Origin of the sequence: Spirillospora sp. CA-108201 (assembly GCF_050936235.1) — a bacterium.
Lineage (GTDB): Bacteria > Actinomycetota > Actinomycetes > Streptosporangiales > Streptosporangiaceae > Spirillospora.
In genome coordinates this window covers 9,063,350-9,084,155 of the sequence record NZ_JBNJNE010000001.1, presented here as the reverse complement: position 1 = coordinate 9,084,155, position 20,806 = coordinate 9,063,350, and the positions used below count along the sequence as shown (strand labels likewise).

Annotated in this window: 21 protein-coding genes and 1 pseudogene; 9 read left to right on the top strand and 13 right to left on the bottom strand. The window is 69.8% G+C overall.

What is annotated here, in order from left to right; all coding sequences use genetic code 11:
* Positions 1-68: 68 nt before the first annotated feature.
* The 5 genes from ACQEU6_RS43460 to ACQEU6_RS43440 are packed head-to-tail and all read right to left on the bottom strand — an operon-like array spanning position 69 to position 3,298.
* Positions 69-1,250: an ABC transporter permease gene (locus tag ACQEU6_RS43460; protein WP_499339643.1), complete on the bottom strand. Its 1,182-nt coding sequence runs from the start codon at positions 1,248-1,250 to the stop codon at positions 69-71.
* Positions 1,247-1,951, bottom strand: a complete 705-nt coding sequence (locus ACQEU6_RS43455; protein WP_499339642.1) for an ABC transporter ATP-binding protein — start codon at positions 1,949-1,951, stop codon at positions 1,247-1,249. Before ACQEU6_RS43455 ends, ACQEU6_RS43460 begins: the two co-directional genes overlap by 4 nt.
* Positions 1,948-2,376, bottom strand: a complete 429-nt coding sequence (locus ACQEU6_RS43450; protein WP_499339641.1) for an efflux RND transporter periplasmic adaptor subunit — start codon at positions 2,374-2,376, stop codon at positions 1,948-1,950. Before ACQEU6_RS43450 ends, ACQEU6_RS43455 begins: the two co-directional genes overlap by 4 nt.
* 23 nt (positions 2,377-2,399) lie before the next feature.
* The gene (locus tag ACQEU6_RS43445; protein ID WP_499339640.1) at positions 2,400-2,984 is read right to left on the bottom strand and encodes a peptidoglycan-binding domain-containing protein; all 585 of its coding nucleotides are present in this window, start codon (positions 2,982-2,984) and stop codon (positions 2,400-2,402) included.
* Entirely contained in the window at positions 2,981-3,298 is a 318-nt protein-coding gene (locus ACQEU6_RS43440; protein ID WP_499339639.1) for a hypothetical protein, read from the bottom strand. Before ACQEU6_RS43440 ends, ACQEU6_RS43445 begins: the two co-directional genes overlap by 4 nt.
* 410 nt (positions 3,299-3,708) lie before the next feature.
* On the opposite strand from ACQEU6_RS43440, the gene ACQEU6_RS43435 reads away from it, so the two are divergent.
* Positions 3,709-3,930 (top strand): hypothetical protein, encoded by a 222-nt coding sequence (locus tag ACQEU6_RS43435; RefSeq protein ID WP_499339638.1) that lies wholly within the window; start codon positions 3,709-3,711, stop codon positions 3,928-3,930.
* 89 nt (positions 3,931-4,019) lie between these two features.
* Here the strand turns inward: ACQEU6_RS43435 and ACQEU6_RS43430 are convergent, their stop codons facing one another.
* The 3 genes from ACQEU6_RS43430 to ACQEU6_RS43420 all read right to left on the bottom strand — a co-directional run bounded on the left by ACQEU6_RS43430 (position 4,020) and on the right by ACQEU6_RS43420 (position 9,576).
* A complete protein-coding gene (locus ACQEU6_RS43430) occupies positions 4,020-4,517 on the bottom strand; it encodes a hypothetical protein (RefSeq protein WP_499339637.1) in 498 nt (165 codons plus the stop codon).
* Positions 4,510-5,748, bottom strand: a complete 1,239-nt coding sequence (locus tag ACQEU6_RS43425) for a cupin domain-containing protein (protein ID WP_499339636.1) — start codon at positions 5,746-5,748, stop codon at positions 4,510-4,512. The genes ACQEU6_RS43430 and ACQEU6_RS43425 overlap by 8 nt, the downstream gene beginning before the upstream one ends.
* A 558-nt stretch (positions 5,749-6,306) precedes the next feature.
* Entirely contained in the window at positions 6,307-9,576 is a 3,270-nt protein-coding gene (locus tag ACQEU6_RS43420) for an ATP-binding protein (protein WP_499339635.1), read from the bottom strand.
* 117 nt (positions 9,577-9,693) lie between these two features.
* On the opposite strand from ACQEU6_RS43420, the pseudogene ACQEU6_RS43415 reads away from it, so the two are divergent.
* The 7 genes and pseudogenes from ACQEU6_RS43415 to ACQEU6_RS43385 form a co-directional block, all read left to right on the top strand.
* Positions 9,694-9,864, top strand: a pseudogene (locus ACQEU6_RS43415) (hemerythrin domain-containing protein); the annotation flags it as partial.
* 85 nt (positions 9,865-9,949) lie between these two features.
* Positions 9,950-10,126, top strand: coding sequence for a hypothetical protein (locus ACQEU6_RS43410; protein ID WP_499340624.1), 177 nt, complete (start codon positions 9,950-9,952; stop codon positions 10,124-10,126).
* 53 nt (positions 10,127-10,179) lie between these two features.
* Positions 10,180-10,602 carry a DUF4267 domain-containing protein gene (locus ACQEU6_RS43405; protein ID WP_499340538.1) on the top strand — a complete coding sequence of 141 codons (423 nt, stop codon included), beginning with the start codon at positions 10,180-10,182 and terminating at the stop codon, positions 10,600-10,602.
* A gap of 186 nt (positions 10,603-10,788) precedes the next feature.
* Positions 10,789-11,838 carry an AAA family ATPase gene (locus ACQEU6_RS43400; protein WP_499339634.1) on the top strand — a complete coding sequence of 350 codons (1,050 nt, stop codon included), beginning with the start codon at positions 10,789-10,791 and terminating at the stop codon, positions 11,836-11,838.
* A gap of 30 nt (positions 11,839-11,868) precedes the next feature.
* Complete coding sequence (locus tag ACQEU6_RS43395; protein ID WP_499339633.1) at positions 11,869-12,876, top strand: hypothetical protein; 1,008 nt, start codon at positions 11,869-11,871, stop codon at positions 12,874-12,876.
* Positions 12,876-13,403: a hypothetical protein gene (locus ACQEU6_RS43390; RefSeq protein ID WP_499339632.1), complete on the top strand. Its 528-nt coding sequence runs from the start codon at positions 12,876-12,878 to the stop codon at positions 13,401-13,403. The genes ACQEU6_RS43395 and ACQEU6_RS43390 overlap by 1 nt, the downstream gene beginning before the upstream one ends.
* 23 nt (positions 13,404-13,426) lie before the next feature.
* Entirely contained in the window at positions 13,427-14,761 is a 1,335-nt protein-coding gene (locus tag ACQEU6_RS43385; RefSeq protein ID WP_499339631.1) for a type IV secretory system conjugative DNA transfer family protein, read from the top strand.
* Positions 14,762-14,827: 66 nt separating this feature from the next.
* Here the strand turns inward: ACQEU6_RS43385 and ACQEU6_RS43380 are convergent, their stop codons facing one another.
* The 5 genes from ACQEU6_RS43380 to ACQEU6_RS43360 are packed head-to-tail and all read right to left on the bottom strand — an operon-like array spanning position 14,828 to position 19,851.
* Positions 14,828-16,480: a gamma-glutamyltransferase gene (locus ACQEU6_RS43380; RefSeq protein WP_499339630.1), complete on the bottom strand. Its 1,653-nt coding sequence runs from the start codon at positions 16,478-16,480 to the stop codon at positions 14,828-14,830.
* A gap of 25 nt (positions 16,481-16,505) precedes the next feature.
* A complete protein-coding gene (locus ACQEU6_RS43375; RefSeq protein WP_499339629.1) occupies positions 16,506-17,399 on the bottom strand; it encodes a proline iminopeptidase-family hydrolase in 894 nt (297 codons plus the stop codon).
* 55 nt (positions 17,400-17,454) lie between these two features.
* Positions 17,455-18,120 carry a helix-turn-helix domain-containing protein gene (locus ACQEU6_RS43370; protein WP_499339628.1) on the bottom strand — a complete coding sequence of 222 codons (666 nt, stop codon included), beginning with the start codon at positions 18,118-18,120 and terminating at the stop codon, positions 17,455-17,457.
* 14 nt (positions 18,121-18,134) lie between these two features.
* Entirely contained in the window at positions 18,135-19,067 is a 933-nt protein-coding gene (locus ACQEU6_RS43365; protein WP_499339627.1) for a beta-keto acid cleavage family enzyme, read from the bottom strand.
* Positions 19,068-19,095: 28 nt separating this feature from the next.
* The gene (locus ACQEU6_RS43360; protein WP_499340536.1) at positions 19,096-19,851 is read right to left on the bottom strand and encodes an SDR family oxidoreductase; all 756 of its coding nucleotides are present in this window, start codon (positions 19,849-19,851) and stop codon (positions 19,096-19,098) included.
* 243 nt (positions 19,852-20,094) lie between these two features.
* Between ACQEU6_RS43360 and ACQEU6_RS43355 the strand changes: the two genes are divergently transcribed.
* The gene (locus tag ACQEU6_RS43355; RefSeq protein ID WP_499339626.1) at positions 20,095-20,628 is read left to right on the top strand and encodes a helix-turn-helix domain-containing protein; all 534 of its coding nucleotides are present in this window, start codon (positions 20,095-20,097) and stop codon (positions 20,626-20,628) included.
* Positions 20,629-20,806: the final 178 nt, after the last annotated feature.

Below are 20,806 nucleotides of genomic sequence, written 5' to 3'. Positions count from 1 at the left end.
GGCACCTCCCCCAGGGCGGGTCGACGTCGCCGTCCCAATCATGCACCGATCGGACAGATCGTGACCAGTCACGCGGACGCCAGCGCCGCGGTCGGCGGCAGCCGCGCCGCCCGCACCGCCGGGTACAGGCCCGCGACCGTCCCGATCACCAGGGTCGCGGCGAGCGCGCCGCCGAGCGCCCACGCCGGCACGACCGGCGGCCACCCCTTCGCCAGCGCGAACCCGGCGGTCACCGCCGCGCCGAGCACGGCCCCGGCCGCGCCGCCGAACGCCGACAGCAGCAGCGACTCGGCGAGGAACTGGACCCGGACCTGGCCGCGGGTGGCGCCGAGCGACCGGCGCAGCCCGATCTCGCGGCGCCGCTCCAGCACCGAGATCACCATCGTGTTGGCGACCCCGACCCCGCCGACCAGCAGCGCGACGGCGCCGAGCCCGAGCAGCAGCCCGGTGAGCGCCCCGGACGCCGCGGCCCGCGCCGCCAGCGCGTCCGAGGGCCGGCTGACCTTGACCTCCTCGGGGCGCTCGGGGTCGACCGTCCGGGCGAGGACGTCCCGGACGTCCCCGACGGAGGCGTCCGCGGAGCGCTCGTAGATCGTCGTGGGGTGCCCGTCGAAGCCGAGGTAGCGGCGCGCGGCGTCCCAGCCGACGAGGGCGGAGCGGTCGATCTCCGGGGCCAGCTCCGCGGGCCGGAGCACGCCGAGGACGACGAACCACCGTCCGCCGATCCAGACCTGGCCGCCCGCCCGGTCCAGGCCGAGCCGCCGCGCCGCCTCCGATCCGAGCACGACGGCGGGACGGCCCTCGGTGGCCGCGTCCAGCCGCCGCCCGCTCGCCGGCGCCACGTCGAGGGTCCCGAGCAGCCCGGCCGTGGCGGCCTGCACCGCGATCCCCCGCGTGACCTCCTCCGGGATCCGGTCGGTGCGGCGGACGGTGGCCTCCACCGACCCGGTCGCGCCGACCGCCGTGACCGGCCCGATCCGCCGCACCATCTCCGGCGCCGCCTCGGGCAGCTCCGCCTTGTCGCCGAACAGCGTGTCGCCGGGCTCGGCCGTCAGCAGGTTCGTCCCGAGCCGGTCGAGCCGCCGCAGGAGATCCTCCCTGCTGGAGGCGGAGATCCCGATCACCGCGACCATGGTCGCGATCCCGATCGCGATCCCGAGCGCCGACAGCACCGCCCGCGCCGGCCGGGCCCTGAGCCCGCCGAGCCCGACGCGCAGGACGTCGCCCGTCCCGAGCCGCGCGGGCCTCATCGGCCCCCCGCCCGCTCGTCCGCGACGATCGCGCCGTCCCGGACCCGGATCCGCCGCGGCGCCCGCGCCGCCACCTCCGCGTCATGCGTGATGACCACGACGGTGGTGCCGGCGCGGTTCAGCTCGTCCAGCAGGCCGAGCACGCCGGCGCCCGCGGCGGAGTCGAGGTTCCCGGTCGGCTCGTCCGCCAGCAGCAGGTCGGGCTCGCCCACGACCGCCCGCGCGACCGCGACCCTCTGCTGCTCGCCGCCCGACAGCTGGTGCGGCCGGTGCTCCGTCCGCTCCCCCAGCCCGACCCGTCCAAGCGCGGCCCGCGCCCGCTCCCGCCGCTCCCCCGACGCGACCCCGCAGTACAGGAGTCCGTCGGCGACGTTGTCGAGGGCGCTCACCCCCGCGGCCAGATGGAACTGCTGGAACACGAACCCGATGTGCCGCGCCCGCAGCGCCGACAGCTCCCGGTCCGCGAGCCCCGCGACCTCGTGCCCGGCGACCCGCACGCTCCCCCGGGTCGGCCGGTCCAGCGTCCCGATCATGTGCAGCAGCGTCGACTTGCCCGACCCGGACGGCCCGGCGATCGCCACCAGCTCCCCCGGCGCGATCACCAGATCGACCCCGCGAAGCGCCGCGACCCCTCCCGCGTACTCCTTGACCACCCCGGAGAGCTCCACGATGCCCGCGCCCTCGTCGTCGAACCCCCTCATTCGGCCGGCACCCCGACCCTCATGCCCTCCCGGAGCCCGTCCCCGGCGATCTCGACCCGCCCACCGCCGAACGCCCCGGTCTCCACGGGCACCAGGCGCCCGGCGCCGTCCACGACCTCGACGCCGAAGCCGCCCTCCCGCAGCGCCAGCAGCGCCTCGACCGGCACCGACAGCACGCCCCTCCGCCGCTCGCTCTCCAACTCGACGCTGACCGGCGCCTCGTCCAGCCGCCCCGTCCTCGCGCTCCCGAGGGAGATGTCGACCCCGACCGTGGTCTTCTGGTCCTGCCCCGACCCGGTCGTCTCGGCGACGCTGCCGACCTCGCTGATCGTCCCCTTGACGGACGCCCCACCGGGCAGCTCCACCGAGACGCGGGCGCCCTTCTTGGCGAGATCCTGCTTGTCGGCGTCCAGATCGACGTGCACGACCCGTCTCGTTCCCGCCACCGTCAGGACGGGCTGGCCCTGGGCGATCCGCTTCCCCTCGGGCGCCCTGACTCCCGCACCCGCACGGCCCCACCCAGGAAGACGACCTGACCGGGGTCGACCCGCCCGGTCTCCTCCAGCCCCCGATCGTCCTGCCACTCCTCGACGGCGGCCTCCGTGGCCCCGGTGAACTCGCCGTCCACGGTCACGCCGCCGTACCCGAGAGCCCGCAGGTTCTCCTCAAGCTGCCGGACGTCCCTGCCCGAGACGCCCTCACGCAGCGTCCGGTACATGGGCCGGCCGCCGTACATCAACGTCACGGGCTTGCCCGCCACCGAGAACAGCGTCCTCCCGCGCCTCACGGTCGCACCGGCCTCCGGCGCCCACGTCACGACACCGGACGCCCCGCCCCACACGTCCCGGACATCGCCATAGGTGAGCTTCCCGTCCACCTTCTCGGTGTCCACGAGATCACCCCGGCTGACGACCGCCGTCGCCAGCGGAGCCCGCGCCCCCTGCGCCTGGCTCCCGTCCCTGCCCCACACGAGGACACCGCCGACCACCCCGGCCACGACGACGACCCCGCCCGCGACGACGACCCGCCTCACTTCCCGGCCCCCGGCAGGCTGCCCCTGCACGCCTCCCGCGCCTTCTCCGCCCGTCCCCGGTCGACCTGCCCGGTCGGGAGCTTGATCTGCCCGTCCGCCCCCGGATCCGGGACGTCGACCCCGTGCTCCCGCATGCACTGCGCGAATTCGACGTACTGGTCGCGTGTCTTCGGATCCTTGAGATCGGGCATCTTCCCGCCCGCCTGCAACCACGGCTGGCACTTCTTCAGCGCCGCCTCCAACTTCGAGCGGTCGCCCCCTTTCCCCAGCCGCAGCGCATGCCCGTCCCCACTCCCCGGATCGGGAACGTCCACCCCGTGCTCCCGCATGCACTGCGCGAACTTCAGCTGCGCATCCTCAGGGGAAATCGACTTGGTGGGCGAAGCAGAAGCCGCCACCCCACCAGCACTGGCGACCCCGCCCCCGCCATCCCCACACCCAGCGACCCCGAGCACAAGCCCGACAACAGCCCCGAGCATCCACACCCTCATGACGCCCCTCTCCCCGAGGCACCCTGCCCCGCCCCGCCATAAGAGCCCTCAAAGGGTTAAACGTGCATTAGTCCGGAGCCCTCTCAGCAGATCGGACCGAGTCGGGAGACGTCACCGAAGGCGCCTCCCATCAGCACAAACGTCCGGAGGAGTCGCGGCGAGTCGGAGCGGACCGAGCCCCGTTGGCTCCCCACTCTGGATCCCGTGGCTCCCCCGGCAGAGAGGAGGCGCTCATGTCCCTACAGATCAACGAAGACACGATGACCGTCGTCCTGGACGGCGAGGCGATCGCCACCGGCACCCGCGCCGACTTCGGATGGCACGTCACCCCATGGCCGCGCCGACTCGACCGCAACGCGGCGATCACAGCCCTGATGCTCGCCGAACCCCTCATCACCCACGGCGAAGAGGACCCGTGCGTGATCGAGTGGCGGAGGGAGCCTGGCCGTGCCTGACCGCCTCATCCGCATCACGACCGCGCTCGCCGTGGTGGCGGCAGCGTCGACCGCCGCAACTCTTTGGGCTGATGAACAGCGACGGAGGCCTATCCAAGGGCATCCTTGTTCTTGTCCCCTTTATCTCTTTTGTCCCAGACGTCTCCATAGTCATTGAAGTCGTCGCTGAAGAGGCCTTGGTTCTCGATTATAGCCTGAGCCGTTCGAGATGACAGAAATTCGCGTAGTGCCGGGATTTGCTTGCTGGTATTCCCGGGGCGTGGAGGCAGGACGACGTGGAGGGTATCTGCCGTGTTATCCCAGAATCTCAAAGTCACCCCCTCCGGAAGGTCGCCGTACGCGGCCTCGTCTTCGTTCAGGACGGTTTCAGCGTCGTGGATCAGACGCCATCGAATTTCATCGTCGCCCATGGCCCGGGCCGCCAGCTTGAACAGGTCTTTGCTGTCGTATCGAGGATCTTGGAGGACCAGACTCTGATACCACTCCCTCAATACGTTGGCGTCGTCCTGGTTGATCGCATTGCCTGATGTCGGTCGGGGGGCGGCGTTTTGTTGAATGGTTTGACTTTGGTCGTTGTCGCTAGCCATCGCATGCCCTCTCGAAATTGTCGACGATTTGGAGCAGCCCCTCGCTGACCAGCCTGGCCACAAGATCGATCTTGTCTTGCGGCGAGAGTTCGCCCGGCATTTCGCTGACCCTGAAGTCGTCGCTGTCCGCGACGAACTTGAGTGCCGGCCCGAGGAATGAGGGACCAGAGACGAAGTTGGTCGCGAACTCGATCAAAGCCCCGTCGGTGGTCGACCGGGTTCGACTGAGAAGACCAGGAGTGCGCTTTACCTGCGATTCGCAGGTCAGGTCTTCAATCGCATCCAATGAGCGAAAATGACTGGGGGCCGCCGCCCTGGTGCGTTCGAGCAACTTCGTGCCGAAGCGAGCCCGAGCGCGCTCCGTTATGGAGCCTTCGGACAGCGATTTCATGAAAGAACCGGCGAGTTCCGCCATGCATGCCGGATCGGGATCCGTGTCAAGAAAGCCCGGAGGCAGTGCACTCCTGAACCGGACATCTTCCTCGGCCAGTACGCTGAGCGCTTCAATCATGAGATCGAGCCATCGGAATACGTTGACGCCGACCGTCAGGTGAAGCGACGAAGAGGTCGAGGTCACTGCCTCATGTGGAAAACCCCGGGGCAGGTAAAGCGTGTCGCCAGGTCTCAAGGTGAACTGGCGAGCGTCGTCGAGTTCGGCGACGTCTTCTTTCGTATGAGAGAGTGGAAGTGCAGTGAGCGGGGTGCCTATGCGCCACTCCTTGGCACCATGTAATTGGAGGATGAAGACATCATGATTGTCCACGTGGGGGCGGAATCCTTGGCCATGGCGGGGAGTGAGGTAGAGATTGATGCCGACCGGGCTCTGAAGCAATGACTCCAGGGCGCGAGATAGCGTCGCGGCCGCGATCGACTTGCAATGGATTCGGTTGACGACAACCGTGTAGCCCTCGTGATACGCACGATAGACGTCATGGATTCCTGGCGTGCCGTTGACGTCCGATCCGATGCGCCTCTCGGATCGTCCGCCCTTTTGGTCCGCGCGAACGAGGCGCACGTCATCGCCCGATCCAGGTCCGTCGAGGGACGTCGCATTGATGAGTTCGTCAACGACGTCGAGGCCGGGGAGTCCGTCAAAGTATCCGCCATCTCCTCTGGTGATCAAGAGTGGGCGGGTCTCCCAACTGCTCCTGAAAAATTCTTTTCTGTCGACGGGGTGCAGTAGCCAATCGAGAGTCAATTTCTGTGAATTCAACTCGTTCTGCCCCGTCATCGAGAACCTTGTTCCCTCTCTTGGGAACGCCGTGCGCCAGCGCGACTTCCAGCCTTGCCGGCCAACGCGTCAGCAAAGCGCCGCAATGACGAATCCGACGACTACGGCTTCTCCCGTTTTTCAGAAGATTACGTGCTCGTTGATAGCCGCGAAGAGCATCGCCCAAACGGTATAGGCGCGTAATTTGCCGGTGGCATTATGCGGAGATGACCACTCGATAACCCTGGTGCGGCAACGTCAGGTGCTTGATGCCGTCTCCTGACAAAGGCTGGCACGAGCGGCGACCATAGCGATGGAGTCGCGTTCTATCTGGCCGAGCAGCGACAGTAGGAGGTACACACCTGGAAGGTCCCGCCTCGCTGAGGAGTCATGCTGTCGCTGTTGCGCATTCGAACCCGCCCGGCGCTGAGGACGGGCTGTTTGTCGACGGCCCGTCCCTTCGGCCACCGCTTCCTGCGTCGGCCCCGACGCCGAGGAGTACTGGACGACCGCGCAGGCGGCTGCCGCGCTAGGCGTGGCACCATCCACGATCAGCATTAGCAGGCTGTTTGGGATTGCTCAACCCCGGTTCGCGTTCGGAGTGCCAGTTCCGTGGACGTCGAGGGCTGGATGGGGGGGTCGGGCGGCGGCGGACCAGTGGGGGGCGTTCCATTGGTCGGCTATGGCGGCGGCCTGGGCGAAGTGGGCGGCGGCCTGGTCGTCGCGGCCTAGGAGGAGGGCGAGTTCGCCGAGTGTGTGGGCGACGGGACGCAGGGCCAGCGAGAGGCTCTCCGCGCCAGCCGGGGGGCCGTCGCGGTGGGGCAGCAGGTCCGCGTAGATCTCCGCGGCGGCGTCGCGGTCGTTCAGCGCGATGCTCGTCATCGCGCGCAGGCTCGTCAGGAAGGTGAAGAAGAAGTCGGGCCGGATCGGGCTCGGTGACGTGCGGGCCCGGCGTGCCTCGTCGGCGCGGCCGGCGGCGTGGAGGGCGAGCGCGAGCAGGTCGGCGACCATCGGGCCGAGCGCCTCGTGGAGAGCGCGCACGTCGTCCAGGTGGTCGCCGAGAGTGCCGTCGTTCAGCCAGATCACCGCCAGCGCGAGGCCGAGGAAGCCCGCGTGCACCGATCCGGCGCGCTCCATGCGTTCGGTGGCCTCAATGTAGAGACGCTGGGCGTCGGTGAACCGGCCCTCGATGAGAACCAGCGTCGCCAGCGCGATCTCGGCGGCGCTGATCGCCTCCGGCATCCGGTAGGCGCGGGCGAGGTCGAGCGCCTCCCCGGTCACCCGGCGCATGGTCGCGGGGTCGTTGGCCGCGGCGGCGATCCCGGCCTGGTCGAGCAGCCCGGTCACGCGGTAGACGGGCAGGTCGTGCTCGACGCCGATCTCCACCAGCTCGCGGGCGTACTCCTCCCCGGCGGGGTCGCCGGCCAGGACCAGGAGCGCCGCGGCCCGCAGGCGGGGATCGGTGGCGAGACCGAGCGCTTCCCGGGCCGCCGCCATGGCCGTCGGATCGTCCTCGCCCACCAGCTCGGCGGCGTACGCGGTGAGGAGGCGGGACCGCACGTCGGGGGCGAGGCCGGTCCGCCTGAGCAGGCGGCCGAGGCGGTCGACGACGGGACGGTCGACCGTGCCGTACCTGCGGGCCTGCCAGGGGGTCGGCTCGGTCCAGGCGGTGAACGCGGCGATCACCAGATCGTCGCGGCCGATCGATTCGGCGTACTCCACGGCCCGCTCGCGCGTGGCCCTGGCCGCGGCGACGGCCCCGGCCCTGACCTGCGCGCGCAGCAGCCTGCCGAACAGGCCGGCGCGCTCGTCCGGTTCGCTGGAGTTGGCGACGGCGTCGGTGAGGAGACAGGCCGCGACGTCGTGGGCGTAGCGCGCTTCGGCGAGTTCGGCGGCCTGGACGCAGTAACCGGCGGCTTTGGGGGATCCGGCCCGCGCATAGTGGTGGGCGAGCGCCGTGATGTCACCGGTGCCCTCCAGGGCGGCGGCGATCCGGGCGTGCATCCTGGTGGCCCGCAACCGGGTGACGTCGGCGACCAGCGTGTCCCTGACCAGCGCGTGAACGAACCGGACGCGCCCGGGCCCGGGCTCGTCGAGCAACCCGGCGATGACGCCCGCGTCCAGCGCGTCCAGCACGCCGTCCTCGTCGGAGTCGGCGGCCCGCACGAGCACGTCCACCGAGCTCTCCCGGCCGGCCACGGCCGCCAGCCGCAATACGGACACGCCGCTCTGCGGGAGCCGCGCGAGCCGCCGCCGCAGCACGTCCCGTACCCCGTCGGGGACCTCGGAGAGCGCGACCAGCGCGCCCTCGCCGTTCAGCAGCCGCGCGCTCTCCCGCACGTAGAAGGGGTTCCCGCCGGTGCGCTCGGCGATTCCGGCCACGGTCGCGTCGTCGGCCTCGCACTCGGCGCGTACGAGCTCCGCGACGGCGTCGCCTTCCAGTCCGGGCAGGTCCAGCCGGAGCGGCGCGGTGCGGGCGAGGGATCCGAGAGCCTCGGTGAGGCGTTCGCTCTCGTCCGCGCGGTACGCCGCGACGACCAGGATCGGGGTCCGCGCGCCGACGCCGCCGCCGAGAAGTTCCAGCGTGGCGGCGTCCGCCCAGTGGAGGTCGTCCAGAACGACGGCGACCGGCCGGTCGGCGGCGGCCGCCGCGAGCCAGTTCCACACGGCCCGCCGCAGCCGGAACCGTCCGGCCGCCGCGTCGTCGCCGACCGTCGCGTCGTCGGAGAGCAGCGGCGCCAGGTCGTCCGCGAACTCTCCCGGCGGAACGCTCAAGGCCGCCTTCCGCAGCGCCTCGACCCACGCCCACGCGGGCGGCGCGCCGTCCACCTCGGGACAGCGTCCGGCGGCCACGAGCCACCCGTCCCGCCCGAGTCGCGTCCCGAAGTGCTCGAGGAGCGTCGACTTGCCGAGGCCCGCCTCCCCGGTGACGAGCACGACCCGCGCCCCATCGGTGGTCGCCTCCCCGGCGGCCGTCAGCAGCGCCGCGATCTCGTCCTCCCGCCCCACGAACGTCGTCGCACCGGGCCCGTCGCCCGGAGGCGGCGGCGCGCTCGCCCGGGACCGGGACGTGTCCGCGGGGACGGCCGAGCGGAGGACCTCCGTGCGCTGGGTGAGGATCGCCTCTTCCAGGGCCACCAGGTCCGGGCCGGGGTCGAGGCCCAGCTCGTCGGCGAAGACGGCGCGGGCGCGGCGGAGCGCGGCCAGGGCATCGGCCTGGCGACCGCTGCTCCACAGCGCGAGAGCGTGCATGCGCCAGCCCTCCTCGCGCAGGGGCTCGTCGCGGGTGAGCCCCTCGGCCTCGGGCACCACCGCCGCGGGGTCGCCGAGCCGCAGCCCCGCGGCGACGCGCAGTTCGCGGGCGACCTGGCGCAGCTCGTTCAGCCGGGCGGTCTCGGCCGCGGCCCACGGCTCGTCGGCGACCTCGGCGAACGCGGGTCCGCGCCACAGCGCCAGCGCCTCGTCCAGCCGGGCGCGGGCGTCACGGGGATCGGCGAGCGCTCGGGCCTCGTCGAGCATCTCCGCGAAGCGCCACGCGTCCACCGACCCCGGCGGCAGCCGCAGCGCGTAGCCGGGCGGCGCGCTCACCAGGAGGCGCGCCGGGGCCCGCGGCGGGCGGCCGGGCTCCAGCAGACGGCGCAGGTTGGAGACGTACGCCTGCAACGACGCCAGGGCGCGTGACGGCGCTTCGCCGCGCCACAGGTCCTCGACCATCCGGTCGACCGGCACGACGTGCCCGCGCGCGGCCACCAGCAGCGCCAGCACGCCCCGCTGCCGCGGCCCGCCGAGGGGGACGGGCTCGCCGCCGGCCTCGGCCGCGAACGAGCCCAGCACCCTGATCAAGACCATGAGGTGACACATCGTACGCGCGGCCGCCGGACGCGTTCCAAGTCGGCTCCAAGTGCCTTCCAAACCCCCGGGAGCAGCCTTGAGCACGTCGAACAGCACAGCGAAGGGCAGGACCGGATGAGCGTCGACACCCAGGACATGGAGATCGTCCACCGCGCCTTCCGCCGCGAGTCGCGGCTGCTCATGGAACTCGTCGCGGCGGTCGCCCCGGGGGACACCGCTCGCGCCAAAGTGATCGCCGACCACTTCCGCGACTACCGGCTGGGGCTGAAGAACCACCACGAGGGCGAGGACGAGCTGCTGTGGCCGCCGCTCCTGTCCCGGGTCGATCCGGAGGCCCGAGGAGGAGTGGGCCGCACAGGGCGACCACCTGGTGGCCAACACCCCCAAGCTCACCCTGCTCACGCTCTTCGGCCTCGTCCTGGAGGACGCGAACCCGTCCGAGCGCGCCGTCCTCCTCTCCGCCCTCCCCCGACCGGTACGCGGCATCTGGCACGTCATCGGGCGCCCCCGCCACGCCCGCCACATCCGCCGCGTCCGCGCGGCCTGACCAGGCCCCGCACGACTCATCAGGCCCCCCGAAGACCCGCAAGGAGAAGAACGATGTCACTGAAGAAGATCAACACCGCCCTGACCGCCGTCTTCGTCCTCTTCATCCTCTGGTTCGGAACGGAGTTCATCCTGAGCCCGGAGACGACCGCGCCGGGCTTCGGCCTGCCGGGCCGGCCGCTCGGCGACGGCGACGGCTTCCTGATCATCAAGGGAGTCCGCGACGTCGTCCTGGCCCTGGTCCTGGGCGTCCTGCTGGTGACGGGCCACCGCCGGGCCCTGGGCTGGGTGCTGCTGGTGGAGGCCCTCGCCGCGTACGGCGACACGGCCACCGTGCTGGCCCACCACGGCTCCGTGGCCACCGCGCTCGGCGTCCACTGCCTGACCGCGACGCTGATGGTGGTCAACGGCCTGCTGATCATGCGCGAGACCCGCGAGGTCGCGCCCGCTCCCGCGGCGCCCGCTCAGCCCGCCTGACGCCCTGATCCCCCGACAACGTCCCGCCGCATTAGCCCGGGCCGAATTCGAACCCGGGAAACCACGGGAATTCCATCAATTTTGTCCGATTCACTGACCGCAAGAGGTCAGTGATGTTCACAGCGAATGAGCTTGCTCAATACTACCCGTCAGAGGGCCCTGCGACAGTTGATCGTTTAGGGGGTCATGATGACCGAGAACAGCGAAGTTCCGTTCACGGTGGCCGAGGAACTGTCCCGTCTGGTGGTGGGCCAGCGACGCGCCAAGGCCGCCCTGGGACGCCTCATCGACATGCACATGACCTGGTTCGACCAGCCGGACCGGCTGCACCGCGCGCCGAACGCACTGATCATCGGGCCGACGGGGACCGGAAAGACGCACGCGATCACGGTCGTCGCGGAGGCCCTGAGAATACCGCTGGCCGTGATCGACTCAACGCGGCTGGTCTCCGTGGGCTCGAACCAGCAGATCAGCTTCGAAGAGATCGTCATCCAACTCGTCAAGAGCGCCCGCATCATCTCACAGGGCGGCAACAGCCTCACGAAATCCGCGGAGGCCCTGGCGGAACGGGGCATCATCTTTCTTGACGAGTTCGACAAGCTCCGGTACTCGACCCCGTCCCAGGAAAATGCCGCGGTCCAACGCCGGCTCCTTCAGTTCATCGAAGGGGAGACCGTCTTCCTGGAGATGGACGAGAAATCGGCGCCCCGCTCCATCGACACTCACGGGATCCTGTTCATCGCGGCCGGGGCCTTCTCCGGAATCAGATCCAAGCAGGTCACCTCCAAGCGGAGCATGGCCACCAGCAAGACCCCGGAATCAGGAATGACCATCCAGCCGCAGGACGTCCACGAGTACGGCTTCGTCCACGAACTCGTCGCGCGGCTTCCGATCATCATCCCGTTCAGCCGGCTGGTCGAGGACGACCTCCTTGAGATCATCAACCACGAGATGGTCTCGCCGCTGAAATTCTATGAATTCTACTTTCGACAGTACGACCTGGACATCACGATCCCCGACGACACGCGCAGGTTGATCGCGCACGAGGCTTTCCGCACGAGCGACAGCCTCGGCGCCCGCGGCCTCCATCAGGAGCTGTTTCCGGTCCTCAACGCGCTGGCGACCGAGACCGTCGACCTCAGGGATCCCGCCGCCACGGGAGGGAGGGAGTCCTCGATCACGATCACTCCTGAAATTTACCGGCGACTGAAGTCCCAGGCCTTCCGGGTCGAGTGAGCATCGAGCTCCTGCCGAAAGGGAGACAGCATGAACGAAGAGCTCGAAAGAGCCCGGAAGACGAGGGACTACTCCACGCTCCGCCTGTGGACGATATCCTGGGAGGAGTTCTCCGACTCCGAGATAGTGAAGCACATACAGAACATCCACACGTTCGTGCACAGCGTGCGACTGTCGGGTCTGGGACGCTGGTCTGACCTGGTCAATCCGATCCGCGTTGCCTTGCAGATCGCCGGCGCCGTGGAAGAAGCACTCATCGAGGCGGAGTTCGTCAATATCGCCTCCCTGGACACCGCGATCGAACAGGAGCGGATCACTTTCCGTTTCAACGATGAGGACTACGGGTTCGAGCTGTCCTTCTCCGGCGACGGTATGATCACGCTGCGCCGCGACGGTTCCTCACTCCGAGCCTTTCACCGCTGGTACACCCGTTTCATGCCGGCAATGCCGGGGATCATCAACCGCGCGATCGCCGCGCTCGAGGACGAGCTGAGCCGAAGCCTGCAGGAGATATCACTCTCCAGCAGCAGAGAGCATATCGTCAACGATGTCGCGGAACGTGTACGCGTTCTTTCCGCCGCTTTCACGTTCCGGGTCGTCTGCTACCACTTTCATCTGGACGACAGACCGGTTCCGAACCTCGACGTGATGCGCCGGAACGTCGCCATCAGGTTGCCCGACTCCAAGGGGCGCCTGACCAACGCGAACCTGGAGGAAGGCGATCTCCAGCGATATCGCCGAATGGACTACCTGGCCAGCGTACGCCATGAGTACGAGCCCTGCATCACCCAGTTCCTGAAGGTCGAGGCGCCCAGCAACTCGGACTGGAGCGGGCTTTTCTTCCAACTCTCCTACTCGGGAGAGAACTACATGGACACCGACGGGAGGAGGGTGGCGCTGGATCCTGAACTCTTCCTGTCCTCGGCCAGGTGCGCCGACGCCTACATCTCTTTCTTTCGCGACATGGGAATCGAAGGATTCATGTCATCGGTCACTGCCGGGTACCGGTTCGACACCACCGCGGGGAGCCTGGCTTAATGAGCTGGCAGGACGTGGCGGCCATCACTGCCGCAACCGCTGCCACGGTCTCGTCGTCTACGATGATCTTACAGTTCCGGCGTTTGGTGCGGCAGGCGCAACCCGACTTCTGGATCGAGGGCGGCCGCAGCCGGAGGGGAAGCGAACTGCAGCCGTCGCTGCTGCTGATCAACAGCGGCGGATCAGACTGCTACAGGATAAGAGCCCGCGTCCTCGGCGGGCCCAGACCCGCCGTTCCGGTGTCCGACCATCTGCAGAGTCAGGGCAGGACCACCTTCTCGATCGAGCTTCCCGCGAAGGACCCGCCACGGAGGATCCTTACCGCGGCGACCAGATTGTCCCTCGACGGATCAGAGGACTCGGTCGTCGAGAACACGCGGATGATCGTCATCAGCGGCGTGAAGCCTGATGGATCGCCGCTGAGGAAGATGTTCTGCGTCTGTCCGCCGAGCGGCCCTGACGGCTCGGTGTACTGCCGTCCCGCGAGACTCGCCTCGCGGTTGGTCGCGAAGCTCAGCCGCCTGTGACCAGCCAGAGCCGAGGAGGCGCGATGGCCGGGGCTTCGGAACTCTCCGAGATCCTCACCGAGGGAAGGGGGTTCGGAGAGCGTGTCGCGCTGGGCAGGGTCGGCGAGAAGATCGTGAGAAGTGAGCCCTTCAGGCCGATCATCGTCTTCGGCCCCCAGCGCAGCGGGAAGACGACGGGGATCGTGATCCCCGCAGTGCTGGAGTGGGAGGGGCCCTGTCTGGTCACCTCCGTACGGTTCGATGTGGTCCTGGCGACCATCGAGCACAGGTCAGGCGTGGGGGACGTCTATATCTTCGACCCGACCGGACTGGCGGAGGAGATCCCTGCGCTGGCCGACTACTGCGTCGGCTGGAGCCCGCTGGACGGCATCAGTTCCTGGGACGATGCGGTCAAGCGCACTTTCGGTCTTTCCGAGTCGGTATCGGCCGACTCCATGACCGAAGGTTCGTTCTGGATCGTCAGCGCGAGGCAGCTTCTCGCCCCCCTCCTACTGGCGGCGGCCAAAGCCGGCGGCACCATGCGCGATGTGCTGCAGTGGCTCGGCGAGGACAGGCAGGATCTCCTGCAGGAAATCGAGATGGCGCTTTCGCGTGCGGGTCACGCCGAAGAGGACAAGGCAGATGACGACGACTACGACCTGGAGATGCTGAAGTCCACCATACGGCGGGTGACGACCAACGCGGAGAACACCTACACCTCGATCGCCGCGACGGCGGTGTCCATGCTCGAAGTCTTCAGCTACCGGTCAGTGGACGAACGATGCAGATCCGGTGGTCTCAACATGGACAGCCTGCTCAACGGCGGGAACAACACCCTCTACATCTGTGCGCCCGTGAACGAGCAGCGCCTGTTCCGCCCCCTCTTCACCGCACTCACGCGGGAGGTCCTGAACCGCACCTACTCGCACAACGCGCTTCAGGACTCCGACAGGGAGCCGATCAAGATCCTGCTCTGCCTGGACGAGGCCGGCAACATAGCGCGCCTGGAGGATCTCGACACGATCGCCACCACCGCGGCGGGCAGCTCGATCCAGCTCGTCTCGATCTTTCATGACATGAGCCAGCTGAGCTACTGCTACAGCGAGGACCGGGCGAATCTGATCGCCAACAACCACTCCGCCAAGATCTTCTTGCCGAGCAACAGCGACCCGCGGACGAACACCTTCATCAGTGCCGTCGTCGGCGATGAGGACGTGCGCGGCCTCGACCACAGGGGCTGGAGCTTCAAGGACCTCCGGCGGATGGAGAAGTCGCGCGCACTCTGCATCTATTCGAACCTTCCTCCCCTGCTGGTATCCCTGCGGAGGAGCTTCGACACGGCCGAACTACTGGAGATGGCGCGTACGGGTGACGAGTGACGGCTCGTCACCCGTACTGCCGCGTCCGCTGGAGCGACTCGCCGGTGCGGCGCCGCGGGGGCGGGGTCAGTAGCCTGCGGCTTGGCCGGCTCGGCGGGGGCCGGCTGAGGCGTGGAGCGTTCCCGTCTCGTCGCGCCAGGTCATGTGGAAGCTGCCCATCTGGTACTGGTAGGGCGCCATCGGCCGGACCAGGACTCCCATGCGGGCCACCTCCGCGACGACCTCGGGCGCCAGCCGGCTTTCGACGGTCACCGAGTAGTCGTCGGCGAGCGGCATCATGCGGGGCGCGTCGTCCGCCGCGTACGGGTCGAGGCCGTTCTCGAGGATGCTCGTCATGACCTGCGGCACCGTGATGTGCGGGATGCCGGGCGTGCCGAGGGCGAGCCACGGGCTGCCGTCCCGCAGGAGCAGCGTGTTGCCGATGACCGAGCGGATCCGGCCCCCGCCGGTCAGCCAGCCGCCGAGCATGGCGGTGAGGCTGCTCGTCATGGTGCTGCCGATCATCGGGACGCCGCCGACGACCTGCCCCGGGACGCCTCCGCCCTGCACCGTGTTGACGAGCTGGACCCAGTCGCCCTGGGCGTCGACAACGCTCAGCTCGCAGCTGCCGACGGACTCGCCCGAGCGGCGGGTCCCCTCGCCCAGGGCGCCCGGCGTCGAGGTGAGCCGGACGTGCTCGGTGAGGTCCACCTTCGTGCGGCTCATCCGGAGCACGGCGGCCAGGGCGCGGTGGTACTCCCGCGACATCAGCACGCTGCTCGGGTCCTCGAACACCTCCGGGTCGTTGATGAACCCGGTCTCGTAGGCGGCCCGGCGCAGCGCGTGCGCCATGTAGTACAGCGACTCGGGCGACTCGGCGTAGTGGCCGAGCTCGGCGACGCCCAGTTCGCGGAGGATGCCGAGGACCATCGCCGACATGACGGCCTGCCGTTCCGGCGGCGCCTGCTGGACGATCTCGACGTCGCCGTGCCGGTAGCGCAGGCCGTCCCCCCACCGGGGCTCGTCCTGGCGCATGTGGCGCATCTCGATCGGCCAGCCCACCTCGTTCGCGCGCTCGACGAACAGCCGCGCCCACTCGCCGTCGATGAACAGGTCCGGTCCCTCGGCGGCGAGCTTCGCCAGCGTCCGGGCGAGCTCCGGCTTCGGCCAGCGCCGCCCGGCCTGCGGCAGGTGCCCGTCGGGGGTGAAGTGGCGCCGCCCGGACGCGGTGTTCATGTACAGCTCGACGCTGTGGCCGAGGACCAGGTGCTCGAAGGAGTCGACCTCGTGTCCTTCCTCGGCCCAGTGGATCGAGGGCGCGCAGAGCCGGTCCCACGGCCGCGACCCGAACCGCTCGTGCATCGTCTTGAGGCCCGGCATGAAGCCGGGGATGACGGCGCACGGCCCCTCCGGGATCGCGGTGTAGGGCCCCGACGAGATGGCGACCGGCCGGAACGGCGCGAGGCCCGGCACGATCGTTCCCATGCTGTTGAGCTCGTGGCACCGGCCCTGCTCGGCGTTCCAGTACAGCATCGTGACCGTGCCCGCGTGGCACGTCATGTCCTGCTGGACCGTCGCGTTGAGCAGGCATCCGACGATGGCCGCGTCGATGGCGTTGCCGCCCTCGCGCAGGACGTCGAGCATCGCTTCGGTCACGAGCGGGTGCGCGCTGGAGCAGACGGCCTCCCCGCCCTGCGCCGTCTCCTTGGGGCCGATCCGGCCGACCTTGGTTTCGCTCATCGTCCCGTCCTTGTCGCGAGAGGGTTCACCGGCGCCGCGCCTCGACGCCGGTCAGGAACGCCGAAAGCTCGGCGATGAAGGCGTCCGGCTCTTCGAGGAACGCCATGTGCGAGCTGTCCTCGAAGACCCGGAACCGGGCGCCCGCGATACCGTCCGCCAGCGCCGACATGTGCTCCGGCGCGGCCTCGTCGTGCCGCCCGCAGGTCACCAGGACGGGCACGCGTATCCCCGGCAGGCGCGGCGTGACGTCCCACCCCGCGAGCGCGCCGGTCACCGGCCCGAACTCGCTCGTCCCCCACAGGGCCGCGTACACCTCGTCGCCGAAGCCGCCGAGCGCGTCCTTGAGCGGTGCGGGCCACGGCCGCACCCGGCACATGTGCCGGCGGTTGAAGACGGCGAAGGCGTCCCGGTATTCGCGGGAGCGCTCCGTGCCGGCCCGCTCGTGCTCGTCGAGCGTCCGGACCACGTCCTCCGGAAGCCGGGCGCGCAGCGCGCGCACCCCGTCGATCCAGCTCGCCACGCTCGGCGGTGAGCTGTTGAGGAGGAGCGAGGCCGGCGCGACGGGCGGGTCGCCGAGCGTGTACTCCAGGGCGAGCCACCCGCCCCAGGAGTTGCCGAAGAGGTGGAACTCCTCCAGGCCCAGGGCCGCCACGACCGCCCGCAGCTCCTCGACGAAGTACGGGACCGACCACGACGGCTCCGGGGGTCTGCGGCCGGACTCCCCGCAGCCCGCCTGGTCGTAGAAGATCACCTCCCGGTCGGCGCCCAGCCGGGCGAGCGGCTCCAGGTAGGGGTGCGGCAGGCCGGGCCCGCCGTGCAGGCACACGAGCGGGGTCCGGCCGGGGGTGCCGGCGCGCCAGTACGCGACGGAGCCCTGCGGCATGGAGACGAAGCCGGTCGGCTTCTCGGAGAGGTTCACTGGCGTTTCCCGACGACCGTAGGGACAGGGTGAAGGGTGCGCGCCGCGGCCTCTCCTAGTACGAGGCGGGGGTCTGCACCCAGAGCAGTTCCGACGAACCGCGCGACAGGTTCTGGCTGCCGTGCACGTCCTTGCCGGGGAAGGTGAGGCTGTCCCCGGCGGAGAGGCGGTGGGACTCCGACCCGACGGTGATGGCGACCTGCCCCTTGAGGACGAACACGAACTCGGTGTCCGCGCCGTGGGCGAACAGCTCCGGCCCGGTTCCACCGCCGGGTTCGAGCTTCACCCACAGCACTTCCAGGCACCCGCTGGCGTCCGAGCTGACCTGGGCCTCGGTGATGCCGCGGTCCGGGTACTCGTACGCCGCGCGCTCGTCGTGCCGGACGATCTGGCTGCGCGACAGCGTCGCCTGGAACAGGTCGCCGATGTGGGCCCGCAGCGCCTGCGCGATGCGGACCAGCGTCGGCACCGAGGGCGACGCCGCGCCGTGCTCGACCTGCGAGATGAACGCCGCCGACACGCCGGCCTGCTCGGCCAGGTCGCGGACGGCCATGCCGCGCTGGGTCCGCAGGCTGTTGATGTTGCGGCCGAGCAGCACCTTGACGGCGTCGGCGTCATCGCCGGTTCCCTCGCCGGCGCGGGCGCCCTCGGCGGCCGGACCGCCGAAGTGCCCGGGGCGCTTGTTGCCGCTCTGGTGGTGTGCCGGCGGGCGAGCAGCCAATTCGCTTCCACTCCTTATGTGGCCTTGTACCAGGGACCGAGCTCGCTGCGCAGCGCGCCCGGCGTCGCGATCGGCCTGGCCAGCAGATCGGCGAGTCCGCCCGCGACCTGGACCAGTTCCGCGTTGCTCTCGGCCTGCCGGTCGCGGCGGACCCGGATGTTGTCCTCCAGGCCCACCCGGCAGTCGGCGCCCCACGACAACGCGGTCGCGACATGGCGGAACTCGCCCGGGAAACCGGTCGCGGCCACGCTGAGGCTCGCAGCGTCGGGTCCGAGGATACGGGCGGCCGCCTGGGAGAGCGCGAAGAAGTCGTCGAGGGCGTTGCCCGCGCCGCCGAGCACGCCCAGCACGAGCTGGATCCGCACGGGCCCCTCAAGGGTGCCCTCGTCGAGCAGGAAGCGGACCATGGACAGGTGCCCGAGGTCGTACGCCTCCAGCTCCGGCGTCACGCCCAGGTCGCGGAACTCGGCCGCGAAGCGGCGGATGGTGCCGAGCGTGTTGGTGAACACGCCCTCGCCGGACCTGTCCAGGACCTCCTGCTCCCAGGCATGCCGGACCTTCGGCCAGCGCGCCCGGTCCGGGAAGCCCTCGTAGTTCATCGTGCCGAGGTTCAGCGTGCCGATCTCCGGCCGGCAGGCGCGGATGCCGGCCAGGCGCTGCTCCTCGGGCATCCCCGGGGTGCCGCCGGTGCTGATGTTGATGACGACGTCGGACCGCTCGCGGACGCCGTCGACGATCTCGCGGAACAGGCCGGGGTCGCCGGAGGGGCGGCCGTCGGCCTCGCGGGCGTGGAGGTGGACGCAGGTGGCCCCCGCCTCGGCGGCGGCGACGGCCTCCTCGATGATCGCCTCCGCGCCGCACGGGATGTGCGGGCTCTGGCTCGGGAGGACGTCGCCGCCGGTCACCGCGGCGGTGAGGACGCACGGCTCGTACTTGTCGCGCAACATGGCCGATCCCTTCGGTAAAGGTGATGCTTCAGGACGCGAGGGTGCCGAGGTCCGCCGGTAGGCAGACGCCGGTCACCGCGGAGGTGAGGTCGCTGGCGAGCAGCGCGAACAGCGCGGCGACCTCGTCCGTGCCGATCAGGCGTTTGACGGGCTGGCGTTCGAGCAGGAGCTCCAGCACCTGCTCGCGGGTGAGGCCGCGCAGGGCCATCTGCTCCGGGAGCTGGCGCTCGACCATCGGCGTCGACATCCATCCGGGGGCGACCGCGTTGACGGTCAGCCCGTGCGGCGCCCCCTCCAGCGCGGCGACCTTGGTGAGGCCGTTGACCGCGTGCTTGGCCGAGACGTAGGCCGCCTTGAACGGCTCGGCCGTCATGCCGGAGACCGAGGACGTGATCAGGACGCGCGACGCCGGCCGGCCGGTCAACTCCGCCCAGGCGGCCTTGATGGCCAGGAACGGGCCCTTGACCATCACGTCCATGAGCCGGTCCCACTGCTCCTCGGGGAACTCGGGGATCGGCGCGACGAACTGCACGCCGGCGTTGAGGACCAGCACGTCGAGGTGCCCGTGGCGGCGGACGGCCTCGGCGACCATGAGCCGGTTGCCCTCCGCCGTCGCGACGTCCGCGACGAAGTCGCAGGCGCCGCCCTCGACCAGGTCGACGCCGACGACCTCGGCGCCCGCCCGGGCGAGGGTCCGGCAGATCGATGCGCCGAGCGCGCCGGCCGCACCGGTGACCAGGGCGACCCGGCCGGTGAGCAGACCGCTCAGGGAGGTTTCGAACACGCTGGTCAACGGCCCTCCGCTCGTTGTGGCGGTTCACCACATCGTTACTCTCACTTAGGGGCCGTAAGCTATACTTACGAAAAGACGGGCGTCAAGGACGAGGAGGTCCGGGGCGCCGGTCCGGCCATGCTGTTCAATATATTGACGACACCTGCCCGGGTCGGGCAGGCTGTCACCATGCCGCGCAGCGCAAGGTCGACAGAGGCCGGTCAGCCGGGCAACCCGACGCCGACCATGGCCGTCGTGGGCAACCTCGTACGCGAACTGCGCCGCGCCGCCGACCTGAGCATCGCCGCCCTCGCCCAGGCCGCCGACCTGAGCCCCGGCCTGCTGAGCCAGATCGAGCGCGGCCAGGGGAACCCCTCGTTCACGACGCTCGTGAAGCTGGCGCAGGCGCTCGACGTGCCGGTCGGCCGGTTCTTCCTCGCCGACACCGAGTCCGGCGCGCTGGTCCGCGCCGGGACCCACCGGCGCCTGCTGCTGGCCGACGAGAACCTCGAGTACACCCTGATCACGCCGCACATGAACGGCCGGCTCGGGATGATAAAGGCGCAGGTCGCCGCCGGGTGGAGCAACGAGGACACGCCGTTCAGGCACCCCGGCGAGGAGTGCATCCTGATCACCGAGGGCGAGCTCATGGTGTGCATCGCGGGCACCGTGCACACGCTCCACGAGGGCGACTCGATCACCTACGACTCGGGCCTGCCGCACTGGTACCGCAACGCCACCGGCAGCAACGCCGTGCTCGTCGGCGCGATGACGCCGCCGTCGTTCTGACCCGCACAGGGCCCAGGCACAGCCGATCCGGCTGTGCCTGATTTTCGCGTTCAACATATTGACATCGGGACGGCCGGGTCGTCACCATGACCGACACACGTTCACTTTGATGAACACGACCAGGCGCCCGCTCCGGGGCACCGCACCTCTCATCCGGCACATCACCGAAGGACCACCA